Raw genomic sequence first — 15,127 nt, forward strand, 5'->3', positions numbered from 1 at the left:
GGCCCGTGACGTCGGCCCGTGAGGTCGGCCCGTGGGATCAGCGGATGCCCGCCATGGCCTGTTCCGCCCGTGCCACCAGTCCGTCGGCGCCGCAGCGCCTCGCGAGTTCCAGACCACGGGTGAGTTCGACGGGGAGGTGGGCGGCGATGCCGTACTCGACGCGGGCGACGGCACGTTCGTACGCGCAGGGTGAGGCGTCGAGATGGTCGACGGCGTGCGCGAGGAGGCCGACCGCCGCCGGTCCCTCCTTCAACGAGGCCTCGCAGCTCAGGGCGACACCGATGGCGGTGTCCGTACCGAAGCGTTCCGCGCGGTCGCGGGCGTACCGGGCCAGCTCCGCCGCGCGGACCGGGTCCGTGTGCGCGAGCGCCCGCGCGAGGTCGCACGCCCACGGCGCCATGACGATGTTGTGCCGGCCCCGGGCCGTCAACGCCCGCCCCGCCGCTTCGAGTTCGGCGACCGCCTCGTCGTGCCGCCCCTGGGCGAGGAGCAGCCGGCCCCGGACGGACTGGGCGTCGGGGATGACGATCGAGGACGAGTACGGGGGTGCGAAGGCGTGGCGCTCGGCCGCTTCCCGGGCCGCTTCGACGTGGCCCCGGGCGAGCAGGGTGTCGATGAGCATGCAGGCCGCGTCCCAGTGCATCGGCAGGCCGTCGCCGACGCGGTCGGCGAGCCGCAGGCTCTCGCGCAGGTACATCTCGGCCTCGTCGAGCCGGCCGCGCCTGCGGTGCGTGTACCCGACGAGCGCGTGGGCGAAGGCGAGATGGCCGCCGCTCCAGCCGGAGATCTCGAAGGCCCGCAGCGCTTCGGTGAACAGGCTCTCGGCCCGGTCGAGCCGGTCGGCGAACGCGTACGACAGGCCGAGCAGGGCCGGGGCCTCGAAGCCCCACGCGGCGTCGGCCCAGCCGACACCGGGCGCCAACCGCCCGTCCAGCAGGGCCCGTTCACCGATCTGGACGATCTCTTCGGCGCTCTCGCCCCGAACCGTACCGTCGAAGGCGCGCAGCATCAGCAGGACACGTTCGGTGTTGTCGCGGCCGGTGAGCGTACGGGCCACCTCGCGCAGCCGCCCGGAGCGGGCCGGGCCGTTGTCCTCCACGGCCCGTACGCCCTCCCAGAGGAAGTGCGCGGCCTGCAACCGCAGCCGGTCCCGGCCCGGTTCGGCGCGGGCCACCTCCTCGGCGACGACCTGCGCGGCCTCGCCGGTCTGGTTGTTGTGCGTGAGGGCCTGCGCCAGCCGGAACACCACGTCGACCCGGAGTGCGGGGTCGAGGTCGGGGCTGTCGAGCGCGGCGCGCAGGTGGCCGACGGTGGTGGCCGGTGAGGTGAGCAGGGTGGCGCAGCCCAGTTCGTACAGCACCCGCGCCCGGACGGCGGGCAACGGCGGTTCGTCCAGGGCGCGTTCGAGGCAGCGCCGCGCGGCGTCGGGTGCGCCGACGGCGAGGTTCTCGGCGGCTGCTTCGCGTAACTGGCCCACTAGTTCCGCGTCGTTGTCCGGGTGGACTTCGAGGAGGTGCGGCGCCGCGGCGGCGGCTCCCCGTCCGCTGCGGGAGACGGCCCAGGCGGCGCGGCCGTGCAACGCGGTCCTCATGGCCGGCGGGATGGCGCGGTACACGGCCCCGGCGATGAGCGGGTGGACGAACTCCAGCGGGTCGGTGCCCTCCAGGATCCGGGCCGCGCGCAGCCGTTCGGCGCATTCGGCGGCATCGTCCCACCCGAGACCCGACAGGGAGATGGCCAGGTCGAGGGAGATGTCCGTGCCGAGGACGGCCGCCGCCCAGGCGAACTTGGTGATGTTCGTGCCCAGTTCCTCCAGCCGGGCGACAAGGCCCTTGCCGCGGGCGGAGGCGCCGAGGGCGCGCAGGGCGCTCGCCGAGTCCTCGACTGCGGGCAGTCCGCTGTCCTGGACCTTGGCGAGCAGTTCGACCGTTTCGTACGCGTTGCCGCCGGTGACGGCCCACACCTCACGGCAGAACGGGTCGTCCGCGTCCTCGCCCAGGGTGGCGCGGGTCAGCTCGGCGGTGGCTTCAGGGGTGAGCGCGCGCAGGGAGACGCGCAGTCTGGCGGCGGTCCCGAGCGTCTGGAGGTGCCGCGCGGTCTCGCCGACGGCCTCTTCGGTGCGGTACGCGACCACGACGAGGACGGGCGGTCCGCCGGGCGGCCGCCCGGCGAAGGACGCGAGCCAGGTGAGGGTCTCCAGGTCGGCCCAGTGCGCGTCGTCGATGACGAGCAGGAGCGGTCCGTACACCTCGGCGAGCCGGTCGACCAGGACGTCGAGTCCGTCCCTGACACCCTGCGGGTCGGCGTGCTGGGTGCCGGGCGGGGTTATCCCGAGGGCGGGGCCGACGATCTCGTACCGGTCACCGAGCAGTTCACGCGCGTCGAGGGCCTCCCCCGCCGTCGCGCCCCCGGACTCACCGGCCATGAGGGCGGGTTGCAGGAGCTGCCGTACACCGTGGAAGGGAACGGACGTGACCGTCTCGCCGCCCCGCGCGGACCACACGGCACAGCGCCCCGCCGCGAACCGCCGTACCTCGTTGAGCAACGCGGTCTTGCCGAGCCCGGCGGCGCCCCGGTAGACGAGCAGCCCACCGGCGGGAGCGGTCCCGCACAACGCGTCCACGGCCCGCGTCGCCGAAGCCAGCTCCGATTCACGTTCGAGCAAAGGAAGAACGACCGGCCGCTCGGCCCCGGGCACCATCCACGCTCCCCTCTTCGAACAGTGCGCTGGTCAGGTGTCGAGGGTAGCCGCGAACCTCCGCCGCCGGACGGGATTCCACGGGATTCAACCGTCTCATGGCCAACAGCCCGGTTCGTCGGTCGCCTGTCGAACAGGAGTCTCGATCGGGTGATCGTGACGGGTGCCGGGCTTGCGAACGGGGCCGCTCGCCGACGCGGTGGCGTCCACCAACCCAGGCCGCACGAGGGCCTGTTGTGGCATACGAAGGCTGCCGAAACTCCCCACCGAAGCGGATTTGCCGGTTACAACCCGTTTGCCTACTGTCGTGCCGAAGCCAAAGACCGCTGGTTGTCGTCGTGCGCTCGTCACAGAGCCCGGCGGCCGAAGGATCCGCTAGCTGCGGACGGCCTGCGCAGGTCATGTGGGAGAGCTTCGGCACGACGGCAGGGTTTGCCGTGCGGCCGGGCCGCGCCCCGTGCGCCTGTGCCGGGGCGTTTCGTTCGTTCAGCCCCTTCCGAGAGCGGTCCTCATCACCCGGAAGGAGGCCGATGCTCATGGCAAGGCCCGACAAGGCTGCCGCGGTGGCCGAGCTGACGGACAAGTTCCGCAGTTCGAACGCCGCTGTGCTGACCGAGTACCGGGGTCTCACCGTGGCGCAGCTCAAGGAGCTGCGCCGTTCCCTCGGTGCGAACGCCCAGTACTCCGTGGTGAAGAACACGCTGACCAAGATCGCGGCCAACGAGGCCGGGATCAACACGCTGGACGACCTGTTCGCGGGTCCGACGGCGGTTGCCTTCGTCACCGGTGACCCGGTGGAGTCGGCGAAGGGTCTTCGTGACTTCGCCAAGGACAACCCGAATCTCATCATCAAGGGCGGTGTCCTTGACGGTAAGGCGCTGTCCGCCGATGAGTTCAAGAAGCTTGCGGACCTCGAGTCCCGCGAGGTTCTGCTCTCCAAGCTGGCGGGTGCCATGAAGGGCAAGCAGTCCCAGGCTGCCTCCCTCTTCCAGGCGCTTCCCTCGAAGTTCGTCCGCACCGCGGAAGCGCTTCGCGTCAAGAAGGAAGAGCGGGACGCCGCCGCGTAACCCGGCGTCACGGCCGTCACCGTCCGGTGAGGGCCGCCGCGGGCCGCGCGCCCGCCGACACGTACACCCGGCATCGGCCGGAATAGTGGAAGGACCGCCATCATGGCGAAGCTGTCGCAGGACGACCTGCTCGCGCAGTTCGAGGACATGACCCTGCTCGAACTGTCCGGGTTCGTCAAGGCGTTCGAGGAGAAGTTCGACGTCACCGCCGCCGCGGCGGTCGCCGCCGCCGGCCCCGCGGGCCCGGGTGCCCCGGTCGAGGCGGCCGACGAGCAGGACGAGTTCGACGTTGTCCTCACGGGCGCGGGCGAGAAGAAGATCCAGGTCATCAAGGTGGTGCGGGAGCTGACCTCGCTGGGCCTCAAGGAAGCCAAGGACCTCGTGGACGGTGCCCCCAAGCCCGTCCTGGAGAAGGTCGCCAAGGAGGTCGCCGACAAGGCCGCCGAGTCCCTCAAGGCCGCGGGCGCCGCCGTCGAGGTCAAGTGATCGCGGGCGCCTGAGGGCGCCCCGGACCACCGTACGAGAACAGGGCCTCTTGCCGGCCGGGCGGCGTCAGCCGGCCTGGGCGGCGGGAGGCCCTGTCCTCTGGCCCCACGACTTCTTCCTCTGCGGGTTCCCCCCTCTCGTGCTGTACTGGCCAGATGAAGCGCAAGCCCATACCAGCGCTCGTGAAACACGCCGGGCGGACCGGCGGGGCGGCTGCGAGCCCCGTCAGCGCCCAGCGGACCGCGACCGTGCGCGACAGGGTCCGTCTCATGATCGGGATCACCGCGCGGGCGGGGGAATACCGCAGAGGTCTGCTACGGGCGGCCGAGCGCCTCAGCCCGGAGGAAGCGGCGATCCTCTCCGACCTGGAGCGGCACGGACTCCAGGTGCCGCAACTGCGTGACGTTCTCCGCGGCGGCCATGTGCTGGTGGACGATCCGCGGCTGTACGAGGCCTGGCGGGCCGGCAAGGGCAGTCATCCCCGGATCTCCAGCCACCACCGTGACATCGACAAGAAGCTCTACCCCGACATCGGCATGCGCGGCCACGTGGTGCGGGAGAAGCTGCACGGGCGTACGGCGCAGGGCACCTGGGTGCAGCTGGAGAAGACCCCGGCCGCGTTCGGCGGGAGCAAGCTGCCCAGCCTGGACGACCTCCGGCACCTCATGGACTACGTGGTGTACCGGTTCACCGGCAGCAACGTCGGTCCCTGGGGGCTGTCACGGATGACCGAGCGGCATCCGATGTACCTGTCACCGGTCCTGGCCATGCCCACCTCCCTCACTCCTCCGGTCGCACGGTCCCTGACCGAGGCGCTGCGCAGGATCGAGGCGAACGACGACGTCACCGCCGCCGCCCCGCAGCTGGCGGCCCGGTTCCCGCCCCCGGACCGGCCCGACCTGGCCGGTGAGCTGGGCCAGGCACTGTCCGGCACGGCGGGGCGGGGGCTGTTCGGCAACTCCGAGGTGTGGGTGACCCAGACACCGTCGCCGGTCGCCGCCGACGTGCTGCGCGAGGGGCGTGAGCCGCCCGCGGCGAGCAGCTGGAAGGCAGGAGGTACGTCATGAGTGACGACGACCGGCACGACATCGCTCCGGACCCGTCGGCGCCGAGTCCGGGCGAGGCGTCCGTCCCCCCGGGGCTGGTCACGGCCGTGGTGGACCTGGTGTACACCGGCCCCGTCCTGCTCGGCGCGTACACCATCGCCGAACTCACGGCCGTGGACGCCATCGTGGACTTCCTCGAAGCCCGGCCGTCGGACGACGAACTCACCGAGGCCGTCCGCTCGTTGGCCGCCCGCCAACTGCTTCTGGCGGGCTCCGGCGGCGAACAGGTGCAGGTACGCGGCGACCTGGGCATCGCCGTGGCGTTCCAGCAGAGGGCCCGCAAGGTGCTCGACGCCCGTACGACGGGGACAACGCCCGGCGAACCGTGGCGGATCCTGCTGCTCCCCCAGCCCGAGCCGATCTGCCTGATGGTCCGCATCGACGCGCTCGGCGTCCACCAGATCGGCCTCTACAAGCTCGACGAGGCGCTCCGTACCCTCACCGATTGGCTGCCCAGGGGTCCGTCGGCGGACCCCGATCCGGCGTTGGACACCGACGCCGTACTGGCCGATTCCGAGCGTTCCGCGCTGCTCACGGTCACCCACTACACCGCGCAGGGCTCGGCGGAGATCGCGGGCGACAGCACGAGCCTGGTCCTCGCCCGCCACAAGGGCCGCCTGCACGCGCTCTCCCAGGACCCCTCGGACCAGGCCAAGTTGGTGCCCGGCCCTCCGGCGGACGGCAAGGAAGGCATCCACGACAGACTCGTGTCCCTCTTGGCGTAACACCGTCGCGCCCGGGAACAGGTGACGGACCGCCGCGCGCGGACGTGAGCCGTTGGTTCGGTCAACCGGTCCGGTCAACGGCGTCGTGCAGCAGGTCCCGCAGGGTCAGTGCCGCCGGCAGTGGGGTCGTGGGCAGTGCCACCTGGACGGTCCGGCGCAGCTCCGGGTCGGTGAGGCGGCACAGCACGAGTTCGCCGGGGACCGCCCGGGCGGCCAGCGAGGGGACCAGCGCCACGCCCAGTCCGGCGGCGGCGTAGCCGAACTTCGCGGTCCATTCCGCGATCCGGATGATCTTCCTGGGGGTGAAGCCCGCCCGTGCGCAGGCGTCGGCGAGCATCGTGGGGCGGTCGCCGTACGCGCTGTGGAGCCATGCCTCGTCGCGCAGTTCCCGCAGGTCGACCGTCCGGGCTCCGGCCAGTCGGTGCGTACGCGGGAGAGCCACGAACAGTTCGTCCTCGCACAGCACGGTCGTCGTGACACCGTCGGCCGACGGCAGACCGGACGGGTAGTCGCTGACGACGGCGAGGTCCAGCGCCCCGTCCGCGAGGCGCTCCATCAGCGTGTCGGTCCAGCCCTCGACCGCGATGACCTCGACCTCCGGCCTGGTGTGCTGGAGGGCCCGCAGGGCGGTGGGCACGAGCGAGATGTTGGCGGTGGCGAACGCTCCGATGTGCAGCAGCCCGCCGTGTCCCGCGTTCAGCACGGCCAGCTCCCGCGCCGCCCGCGACAGCCGGTCCATTACCTCCAGGGCGTGCCGGTGCAGCGTACGGCCGGCGGGATTGAGCCGTACTCCCCGGGGGAGCCGTTCGAACAGCGGTCCGCCCGCCTGCTGTTCCAGCGTGGCGATCCGCCGGGACACCGCGGACTGTGTGTAGTTGAGCCGGACCGCCGCCTTGGTGAACGATCCGGTCTCGGCCACGGCCACGAGCAGCCGGAGCGCGTCGACCTCGAACACGACTCTCCCCTCCCCCTTCACGATCCTCCGGGCCCCGTCCTCGCCCGACTTCCCACGACCCATTCTCTGTACGCATGGATTCTATGCGATCCAGTCGCTGGTGGAATGCCTTCGCCCGCCCTAACGTCGTTCACGCGGCGGGGCTCCGCAGGGGGAAGGGCCCCGCCGCACCACGGTCCACGAAAATCCGAGGGGGAAATGTGTCGTCACGACGGAGAGCACGACGGGGCGTCGGCAGAGGGTGGGACCGATGACCCGGGGGGCCGCTCCCGTGCTGCCGGCGATGCTGGCCGATCTGGAGGAACTCGTGCGCTGCGAGTCCTTCTCGGCCGACCACGCGGCGGTGGCGCGAAGCGCCGAGGTGGTGGGCGCTCTCGGGAGGAGACTGCTGGGGGCCGGGCCGGAGACGATGGTGATCGACGGTGTGACCCATCTGCGGTGGACGTTCGGCACACCGCGGGTCCTGCTGGTGGGACACCACGACACGGTGTGGCCCATGGGCTCGATCAGGAGCCACCCCTGGTCGGTGGCCGACGGGATCGCCCGTGGGCCCGGGGTCCTGGACATGAAGGCGGGCCTGGTGCAGATGTTCCACGCCCTGGCCTCGCTGCCGTCCCCGGACGGGGTGTGCGTCCTGGTCAACGGGGACGAGGAGGTCGGCTCGGCGACCTCCCGGCAGCTGATCGAGGAATCCGCGCGAGGGTGCGCGGCCGCTTTTGTCCTGGAGGCGTCCGCGGATGACGAGGGCGCGCTCAAGATCGCCCGCAAGGGCACCGCGCGGTACGACATCGTCGTGCACGGCAGGGCCGCGCACGCGGGTCAGGAACCGCACAAGGGAGTCAACGCCGCGATCGAGGCCGCTCACCAGGTGCTGTCCATCGCCGGTCTCGGGGCCGCGATGGGCGCCGTCGGCGCCGACTCCGTCCTGGGCCCCGCGACCGTCACGCCCACCCTGCTGTCGGCCGGCAGTGCGCGCAACACGGTGCCCGCGCTGGCGCGGGTGTCGGTGGACGTACGCGTGCCGACCCCGGCGGCGCAGGACCGGATCGACGCGCTCCTGCGGGGGCTCACGCCATGGACGCCCGGGGCCCGGCTGGAGGTGCGGGGCGGCGGCCGGCGGCCGCCCATGGAACCGGAGTCCTCCGCCGAACTCTTCGCCCTCGCCTCCCGACTCGCCGCGGAACTGGGCCAGGAGCCGCTGCGGGGGATCGCCGTCGGCGGCGCCTCGGACGGCAACTACACCGCGGCGGCGGGCTGTCCGACGCTGGACGGCCTGGGCGGCGTGGGCGGTGGCGCTCACGCGGACACCGAGTACGTCGAGGTCGGGCGGATGGTCCCCCGCACCCGTCTGCTCGCCCAACTCCTCATGCGGACGCGGCACCTGGCGCCCCGTCAGCCTGACCTCGACGGCTGACGGCCGGCGGGGATCGATGGGGAGATCACGACATTGTTCCAGGGGAGATGATTCATCGTGCGACGAGGCGTGGACGGGCCCGGCCTCGGCCGGAAGCTCGGTAGTTATCCGGTCGCGGGGGTGGCAGGCGGCGTGGCGCAGATGGCGCGGCGGGTCGGCGTGGCGTTGTATGTCGTCCTCGTCGTCTGCCTGGTGGCCATCGCGCCCCCGGCGGCGTTCGCCAAGGGCGCCGTCATGACAGCGGTGGTGCTCGTCCTGTCCGGTCTCGTACTGGCCTGGCGTCGTACGTCCGCCAGGTTCGGCCTCAGGCAGTGCCATCTCTACACGGACGGCCTGGTCGTCACCGATCTGTTCGGCGGCGAGTGGGACGCGGTGGCATGGAGCGAGGTGACCGGGCTGAACCGGCTCAGCGGCGCGTCGGTCTTCATGACCTTCCACCGGGTCGAGATCACACGGCACGGCCTCAAGCCCCTGGCGTTCCTGGCTCTGGGCCTGAACCCCCCGCTGGTGGAGGCTCTGCTGGGCCAGCTGGCCAAGAACGGTATCCGCTGAGAGCAGGATCGGGAACGTACGGAAAACTCCCAGCCCGGACGAATCCGTACTGGGAGTTCCTTGATCACGCTGTGTGTCCGAGGGGGGACTTGAACCCCCACGCCCGATAAAGGGCACTAGCACCTCAAGCTAGCGCGTCTGCCATTCCGCCACCCGGACGAGTGGTCGAACCGCGGGTTGTGCTCGCGGCGACGGGGTCAACGATACCAGGGGATCAGGGTGGTCCTCACCCGTATATCCGGTGGTCAGGGATCCGGCGCCCGGTGCTTCGGGAGAGAGCGTGCGGTGCTCCGGGAGACGGCGTGCGGTGCTCCGGGAGACGGCGCGGGGGATCGTAAAAGGGCGCGTCGGCTCGTGAGACGGCGCGCGGGCGTGTGGGAGCGGCGCCGGGTGCTCCTCGGGGTGGCCGTGGAGCACCCGGCGCCGGGGCCTGCCGGGCGGGCGTCTGTTTCCGGCCCGTACGGCAGGGGATCATGGGCGGGGAGGGGTCAGGGCATCAGGTGATAGTCGGGGAAGTTGCCCGGTGAGCGTTCGCCCTCGGGGCCGTTCGTGACCGACTTGACCAGCAGTTCTCCGCCGACGAACGCTCCGCGCCAGGAGTGGCCGAAGCCGCCGAACAGTTCGTCCCGGTCGCCGCGTGAGCGGGGCTTCCCGTGGCCGACCTTGAAGGCGCGGATCTGCGGGGAGAGCCGGGCGTACGTCGCCGGGTCGTCGGTGGAGAGCGTGGCGACGAGCGCGCCGTTCGAGGCGTTCATCGCGGCCAGCAGCTCCGCCTCCGTGTCGACCAGGACGATGGTGTCGACCGGGCCGAACGGTTCCGCGTGGTGCAGCGGGGACGACGGGGGCGGCCCCAGCAGGGTGACGGGCGCGAGGTACGCGCTGGTGTCCTGGCCGGGCAGGAAGCGCCCTCCGTCGAGGGAGCCCTGGTGCAGCGGGACGGCCCCGCGGTCGATCGCCACGGAGACCAGGTCGCCCAGCTCCTTGGCCTTGGCCGCGTTGATGAGCGGGCCGAAGTCCAGCTCGGGCAGCGGGTCGTCCGGGTGCTCGACGGCCAGCGGGTGGCCCACCTTGATCGAGCGGACGGCGGGGAGGTACGCCCCGAGGAAGTCCGCGAACTGCGAGCGCTGGACGACAAACCGGGGGTAGGCCGTGCAGCGCTGCTTCCCGTAGTCGAACAGCTTGGGGATGACGGCGCCGAGCGCGTCCCAGTCGCTGTAGTTCCAGACGCCCCAGGTGTTGAGACCCTCCTGTTCGAGGACGTGCCGCTTGCCCAGGTCGGCGACGTGCGTCGCGATGTCGGCGCCGGTGTCCCGGCCCCCGACGAAGGAGACACAACCGATCTCCGGCGAGCGGACGAGCGCCTCGGAGAGGTCGCGGCCGCCGCCGCTGACCAGGGTGACGGGGATGCCCTCCCGTACGGCCAGCGCACTGGCCAGGGTCAGGCAGGCGACCCCGCCGTCGGTCGGCGCCTTGGCGATCACCGCGTTGCCGGCCAGCGCCTGCGTGAGCATGGCGTGCACGAGGACCGACATCGGGTAGTTCCAGCTCGCGATGTTGGAGACGGGGCCCGACAGCGGGGTCCTGCCCTCCAGCATCCGGTCGACGTTCTCGACGTACCAGCGCACTCCGTCGATCGCACGGTCGACGTCGGCCTGGGCGAGCCGCCAGGGCTTGCCTATCTCCCACACCAGGAGAAGGGCGAGCAGTTCACGGTGTTCGGTGAGCGCGTCGAGTGTGGCGGTGACGCGCGCCTTGCGCTCCGGCAGCGGCACGTGCCGCCAGGCGCGGTGTTCGTCCAGCGAGGCCCGCACGGCCTGCTGGGCGGTGGCGGCGTCCAGGCGCGGCGGGCCCGCGATGGGGCTGCCGTCGACGGGACTGGTGGCGGGCAGGGCCCGTCCTTCGGTCTGCCAGGCCGACGCCCACAGGTTGAGCACGCGGTCGTCGCGGAAGGCCTCGGGGGCGACGGCGAGACTGCGCCGCCACGCGTCCGACCAGGCCGTTCCGGGCTTGAGTTGGAGGTTGGAGGTAGGGGTAGGGGTAGGTGCCATTGTGAGTCTCCGCTCGAGGGAGGCGGGATGTGCATGGCTCGGCACGAATGCCGCGGGTATACGGGTACGGGCACGAGTGACGTGTACGGGTATGGGTACCGCGGGGTCATCGGGTGGCCCGACGGTGTCGGGCGGTGGTACCGGACCGGTGGGATGTGGTGGGCCGCCGGGCCTGGGGTGGTGCGGTGATGGCGCGGTGGTGCGGTGATGGTCCTGTGGTGCGGTGATGGCGCGGTGGCGCGGTGATGCTCCTGTGGTGCGTTGGTGGTGTGCGGTGGTACGCCGGTGACGGCGCGCACACGTTCCGTCAGTGGAGCACGGCCAGCCGGTCCAGGACCAGCCTCGCCGTCTCCGACGGGGTCGAGCCGACCCGTACCCCCACCGCTTCCAGCGCCTTCTTCTTCGCTTCCGCGGTGCCCGCGGAACCGGAGACGATCGCCCCGGCGTGACCCATGGTCTTGCCTTCGGGCGCGGTGAAGCCGGCGATGTAGCCGATGACCGGCTTGGTGACGTGGTCGGCGATGTACGCCGCCGCCCGTTCCTCGGCGTCGCCGCCGATCTCACCGATGAGCACGATGATCTCGGTGTCGGGATCGGCCTCGAAGGCGGCGAGACAGTCGATGTGGGTGGTGCCGACGACGGGGTCGCCGCCGATGCCGACGGCCGAGGAGAAGCCGATCTCGCGCAGTTCGTACATCAACTGGTAGGTCAGGGTGCCGGACTTGGAGACGAGCCCGATGCGGCCGGGCTTGGCCGCGATGTCCGCGGGGATGATGCCGGCGTTGGACTGCCCGGGGCTGATCAGGCCGGGGCAGTTGGGGCCGATGACCCGGGTGCCGTGCCGCTTGGCGTACGCGTGGAAGGCGACCGCGTCGTGCACGGGGATGCCTTCGGTGATGACCACCGCCAGCTCGATGCCGGCGTCGACCGCCTCGACGACGGCGGTCTTGGCGAAGGGCGGCGGGACGAAGACGACGGTGACGTTCGCGCCCGTGGCCTCGATGCCCTCGCGGACGGATCCGAAGACGGGGACGGAGAAGGGGGCGCTGCCCAGGCCCGTACCGCCCACGCCTTCGCCATCCCGCGGGACCTCGAAGTCGACCGTCCGGCCGGCCTTGCGCGGGTTGACGCCCCCGACGATGCCGGTACCGGCGGCGAGCATGCGGCGGGTGTGCTTCATGCCCTCACCGCCGGTCATGCCCTGGACGAGGACCTTGCTCTCCTTGGTCAGGAAGATCGCCATGGTGTCTCTCCTTATCCGGCGTTCGCCAGTACGGCGGCCTGTCGGGCCGCCCCGTCCATGGTGGTGACCTGCTGTACGAGCGGATGCGCGCGGTCCTCCAGGATCTCGCGCCCCTTCGCGGCGCTGTTCCCGTCGAGCCGGACGACGAGCGGCTTGGTCAGCTGTACGGACTCCAGGGCCTGGACGATGCCCTCGGCGACGGCGTCGCACGCGGTGATGCCGCCGAAGACGTTGACGAACACGGATTTCACGTCCGGGTCGGAGAGGATGACGGACAGGCCGTCCGCCATCACCTGGGCGGACGCCCCTCCCCCGATGTCGAGGAAGTTCGCGGGCTCGGCGCCGCAGCCCGCGACCACGTCCAGGGTGGACATGACCAGGCCCGCCCCGTTGCCGATGACACCGACCCCGCCGTCGAGCTTGACGTAGTTGAGGCCCTTGGCGGCGGCGGCCACCTCCAGCGGGTCGTCGCCCGGGTCGCTCTCGGTGTCGCCCCACCGCACCTGCCTGAAGCGCGCGTTGTCGTCAAGAGTGATCTTGCCGTCGAGGGCGATAATCAGCCCATCTGATGTACGTACCAATGGGTTTACTTCGACCAGAACAGCGTCCTCGCGCACCAAAACCTGGTAAAGAGCCTGGATCACCGGGGCGGTCTCGGCGGGCAGCCGGGCGGCCTCCGCGATCTCTGCGGCCTTGGCCGGCGTGACCCCTTCGGCGGGGTCGACATGGATCCGGGCGACCGCCTCGGGGCGGGTCGCGGCGATCTCTTCGATCTCCATCCCGCCCTCCGCCGAGGCGATCGCGAGGAAGGCTCCGGCCGCCCGGTCGAGGACGAACGACACGTAGTACTCGGCCTCGATGTCGACCGGCCGGGCCAGCATGACCTTGCGAACCGTATGGCCCTTGATGTCCATGCCGAGGATCTGACGGGCGGTCAACTGCGCCGCCGCGGGGTCCGCCGCGAACTTCACGCCGCCCGCCTTGCCCCGGCCCCCGGTCTTCACTTGCGCCTTGACGACGACGCGGCCCCCGAGGCGTTCGGCGGCGGGGCCCGCCTCCTTCGCCGCCGCGACCACCTCGGCCTCCGGCACGGCGATCCCGTGGTCCGCGAACAACTCTCTTGCCTCGTGCTCATACAGATCCATGTCGGCTCCCATTTTTGGCGAAAGTGCTGTTCGCCCTCTGGACATGACCCACCGAATGCGAGATAACAAGCTTCATACAGTATTCGTAGACTGTATGCAATGTACCGGGAGCGCAGTGGCTCCCCCCTATGAAGGGACTGGACTGCCCGTGGCCGACACACGCCAGGCACGCAACTCCGGTGGTCCTTTGCCGACCGAGGCCCCGCTGCCCACCGGCACGGTGGTCTTCGCGGGACCCGGCAGCCGTTCCGCCGCGACCAGGCAGGACGCGGCCCGCGCCGCCACCGTGTCGACGGCATTCCGGCAGTGCTACGAGTGCGCGCCGGACACCGCTCCTCCCGTACGGCTCTACGAATCGCCCGTGACCGGGGCGAGGGCGAACACCCCCCGGACCACGACCCAGACGATGGCAAGCAGAGGAGCCCCCCGATGACCCAGGCTCTTGAGACACCGCCAGGAACGAAAGCCCTGTCAGGCATCCGAGTTCTGGACATGACCCACGTCCAGTCCGGCCCCTCCGCCACCCAGCTGCTCGGCTGGCTCGGCGCGGACGTGGTGAAGGTGGAGGCGCCCACGGGCGACATCACCCGCAAGCAGCTGCGCGACATCCCGGACGTCGACTCGCTGTACTTCACCATGCTCAACTGCAACAAGCGCAGCGTCACCCTCAACACCAAGACACCGCGCGGCAAGGAGATCCTTACGGAACTCATCCGCCGCTCCGACATCATGGTCGAGAACTTCGGCCCCGGCGCGATCGACCGCATGGGCTTCACCTGGGAGAAGATCCAGGAGATCAACCCGCGGATCATCTACGCCTCCATCAAGGGCTTCGGCGAAGGCCCGTACACCAACTTCAAGGCGTACGAAGTGGTCGCCCAGGCCATGGGCGGCTCCATGTCGACCACCGGGTTCGAGGACGGCCCGCCGCTGGCGACCGGGGCGCAGATCGGCGACTCGGGCACCGGCATCCACGCTGTCGCCGGCATCCTGGCCGCGCTCTACCAGCGTGAGGCCACCGGCCGCGGCCAGCGGGTCAACGTCGCGATGCAGCACGCCGTGCTCAACCTGTGCCGGGTGAAGCTCCGCGACCAGCAGCGGCTCGCGAGCGGCCCGCTGGCCGAATACCCGAACGAGGACTTCGCCGACGACGTCCCCCGCAGCGGCAACGCGAGCGGTGGCGGACAGCCCGGCTGGGCCGTCAGGACCGCGCCCGGCGGTCCGAACGACTGGGTGTACGTCATCGTGCAGCCGGTCGGCTGGAAGCCCCTCACCGCGATGATCGGCAGGCCCGAGCTGGCGGACGACCCCGAGTGGGCGACCCCCGAGTCCCGGCTGCCCAAGCTGAGCAAGATGTTCCAGCTCATCGAGGAGTGGACCTCCACCATCCCCAAGTGGGAGGTGCTGGAGAAGCTCAACGCCCACAACATCCCGTGCGGCCCGATCCTCTCCACCAAGGAGATCATCGAGGACGCCTCCCTGGCGGCCAACGACATGGTCGTCGAGGTCCCGCACCCCGAGCGCGGCTCGTTCACCACGGTCGGGAGCCCGCTGAAGCTGTCGGACTCCCCCGTCGACATGGTCACCTCCCCGCTGCTCGGCGAGCACAACGAAGAGGTGTACGCCGGCGAGCTGGGCCTGGACGCCGAGGAACTGCGCCTGCTCAAGTCGAACGGGGTCATATAGCG

Annotated in this window: 13 protein-coding genes and 1 tRNA gene; 8 read left to right on the plus strand and 6 right to left on the minus strand. The window is 71.1% G+C overall.

The window, feature by feature from the left end; translation table 11 throughout:
* Positions 1 to 37: 37 nt before the first annotated feature.
* Positions 38 to 2,701 (minus strand): ATP-binding protein, encoded by a 2,664-nt coding sequence (locus OG349_RS05525; protein WP_327233511.1) that lies wholly within the window; start codon positions 2,699 to 2,701, stop codon positions 38 to 40.
* Between the two features lie 533 nt (positions 2,702 to 3,234).
* Here OG349_RS05525 and rplJ point away from each other — a divergent pair.
* The 4 genes from rplJ (at position 3,235) to OG349_RS05545 (ending at position 6,082) form a co-directional block, all read left to right on the plus strand.
* Positions 3,235 to 3,765 carry a 50S ribosomal protein L10 gene (gene rplJ, locus OG349_RS05530; RefSeq protein WP_327233512.1) on the plus strand — a complete coding sequence of 177 codons (531 nt, stop codon included), beginning with the start codon at positions 3,235 to 3,237 and terminating at the stop codon, positions 3,763 to 3,765.
* Between the two features lie 102 nt (positions 3,766 to 3,867).
* A complete protein-coding gene (rplL, locus tag OG349_RS05535) occupies positions 3,868 to 4,251 on the plus strand; it encodes a 50S ribosomal protein L7/L12 (protein WP_327233513.1) in 384 nt (127 codons plus the stop codon).
* A 269-nt stretch (positions 4,252 to 4,520) separates the two neighbouring features.
* The gene (locus OG349_RS05540; protein WP_327233514.1) at positions 4,521 to 5,318 is read left to right on the plus strand and encodes a hypothetical protein; all 798 of its coding nucleotides are present in this window, start codon (positions 4,521 to 4,523) and stop codon (positions 5,316 to 5,318) included.
* Positions 5,315 to 6,082 carry a hypothetical protein gene (locus OG349_RS05545; RefSeq protein ID WP_327233515.1) on the plus strand — a complete coding sequence of 256 codons (768 nt, stop codon included), beginning with the start codon at positions 5,315 to 5,317 and terminating at the stop codon, positions 6,080 to 6,082. Before OG349_RS05540 ends, OG349_RS05545 begins: the two co-directional genes overlap by 4 nt.
* Positions 6,083 to 6,143: 61 nt before the next feature.
* On the opposite strand, the gene OG349_RS05550 is transcribed toward OG349_RS05545, so the two are convergent.
* The gene (locus OG349_RS05550) at positions 6,144 to 7,037 is read right to left on the minus strand and encodes a LysR family transcriptional regulator (RefSeq protein ID WP_327233516.1); all 894 of its coding nucleotides are present in this window, start codon (positions 7,035 to 7,037) and stop codon (positions 6,144 to 6,146) included.
* 283 nt (positions 7,038 to 7,320) lie between these two features.
* Between OG349_RS05550 and OG349_RS05555 the strand changes: the two genes are divergently transcribed.
* Entirely contained in the window at positions 7,321 to 8,451 is a 1,131-nt protein-coding gene (locus OG349_RS05555; RefSeq protein WP_327238459.1) for a M20 family metallopeptidase, read from the plus strand.
* Between the two features lie 57 nt (positions 8,452 to 8,508).
* The gene (locus tag OG349_RS05560; protein ID WP_327233517.1) at positions 8,509 to 9,003 is read left to right on the plus strand and encodes a hypothetical protein; all 495 of its coding nucleotides are present in this window, start codon (positions 8,509 to 8,511) and stop codon (positions 9,001 to 9,003) included.
* A gap of 74 nt (positions 9,004 to 9,077) precedes the next feature.
* Here the strand turns inward: OG349_RS05560 and OG349_RS05565 are convergent.
* From OG349_RS05565 to sucC, 4 genes are all read right to left on the minus strand, one after another.
* Positions 9,078 to 9,162: transfer RNA gene (locus tag OG349_RS05565), tRNA-Leu, on the minus strand.
* Positions 9,163 to 9,491: 329 nt separating this feature from the next.
* On the minus strand, positions 9,492 to 11,051 hold the full coding sequence (locus OG349_RS05570) for an aldehyde dehydrogenase family protein (RefSeq protein ID WP_327233518.1): 1,560 nt from the start codon (positions 11,049 to 11,051) through the stop codon (positions 9,492 to 9,494).
* A 307-nt stretch (positions 11,052 to 11,358) separates the two neighbouring features.
* Positions 11,359 to 12,294, minus strand: coding sequence for a succinate--CoA ligase subunit alpha (gene sucD, locus OG349_RS05575; RefSeq protein WP_327233519.1), 936 nt, complete (start codon positions 12,292 to 12,294; stop codon positions 11,359 to 11,361).
* Positions 12,295 to 12,305: 11 nt separating this feature from the next.
* On the minus strand, positions 12,306 to 13,439 hold the full coding sequence (sucC, locus tag OG349_RS05580) for an ADP-forming succinate--CoA ligase subunit beta (RefSeq protein ID WP_327233520.1): 1,134 nt from the start codon (positions 13,437 to 13,439) through the stop codon (positions 12,306 to 12,308).
* Positions 13,440 to 13,587: 148 nt separating this feature from the next.
* On the opposite strand from sucC, the gene OG349_RS05585 reads away from it, so the two are divergent.
* A complete protein-coding gene (locus OG349_RS05585) occupies positions 13,588 to 13,872 on the plus strand; it encodes a hypothetical protein (RefSeq protein WP_327233521.1) in 285 nt (94 codons plus the stop codon).
* Positions 13,869 to 15,125 carry a formyl-CoA transferase gene (gene frc, locus OG349_RS05590; protein WP_327233522.1) on the plus strand — a complete coding sequence of 419 codons (1,257 nt, stop codon included), beginning with the start codon at positions 13,869 to 13,871 and terminating at the stop codon, positions 15,123 to 15,125. The genes OG349_RS05585 and frc overlap by 4 nt, the downstream gene beginning before the upstream one ends.
* Positions 15,126 to 15,127 lie beyond the last annotated feature (2 nt).

This window comes from Streptomyces sp. NBC_01317 (assembly GCF_035961655.1).
Classification (GTDB): domain Bacteria; phylum Actinomycetota; class Actinomycetes; order Streptomycetales; family Streptomycetaceae; genus Streptomyces.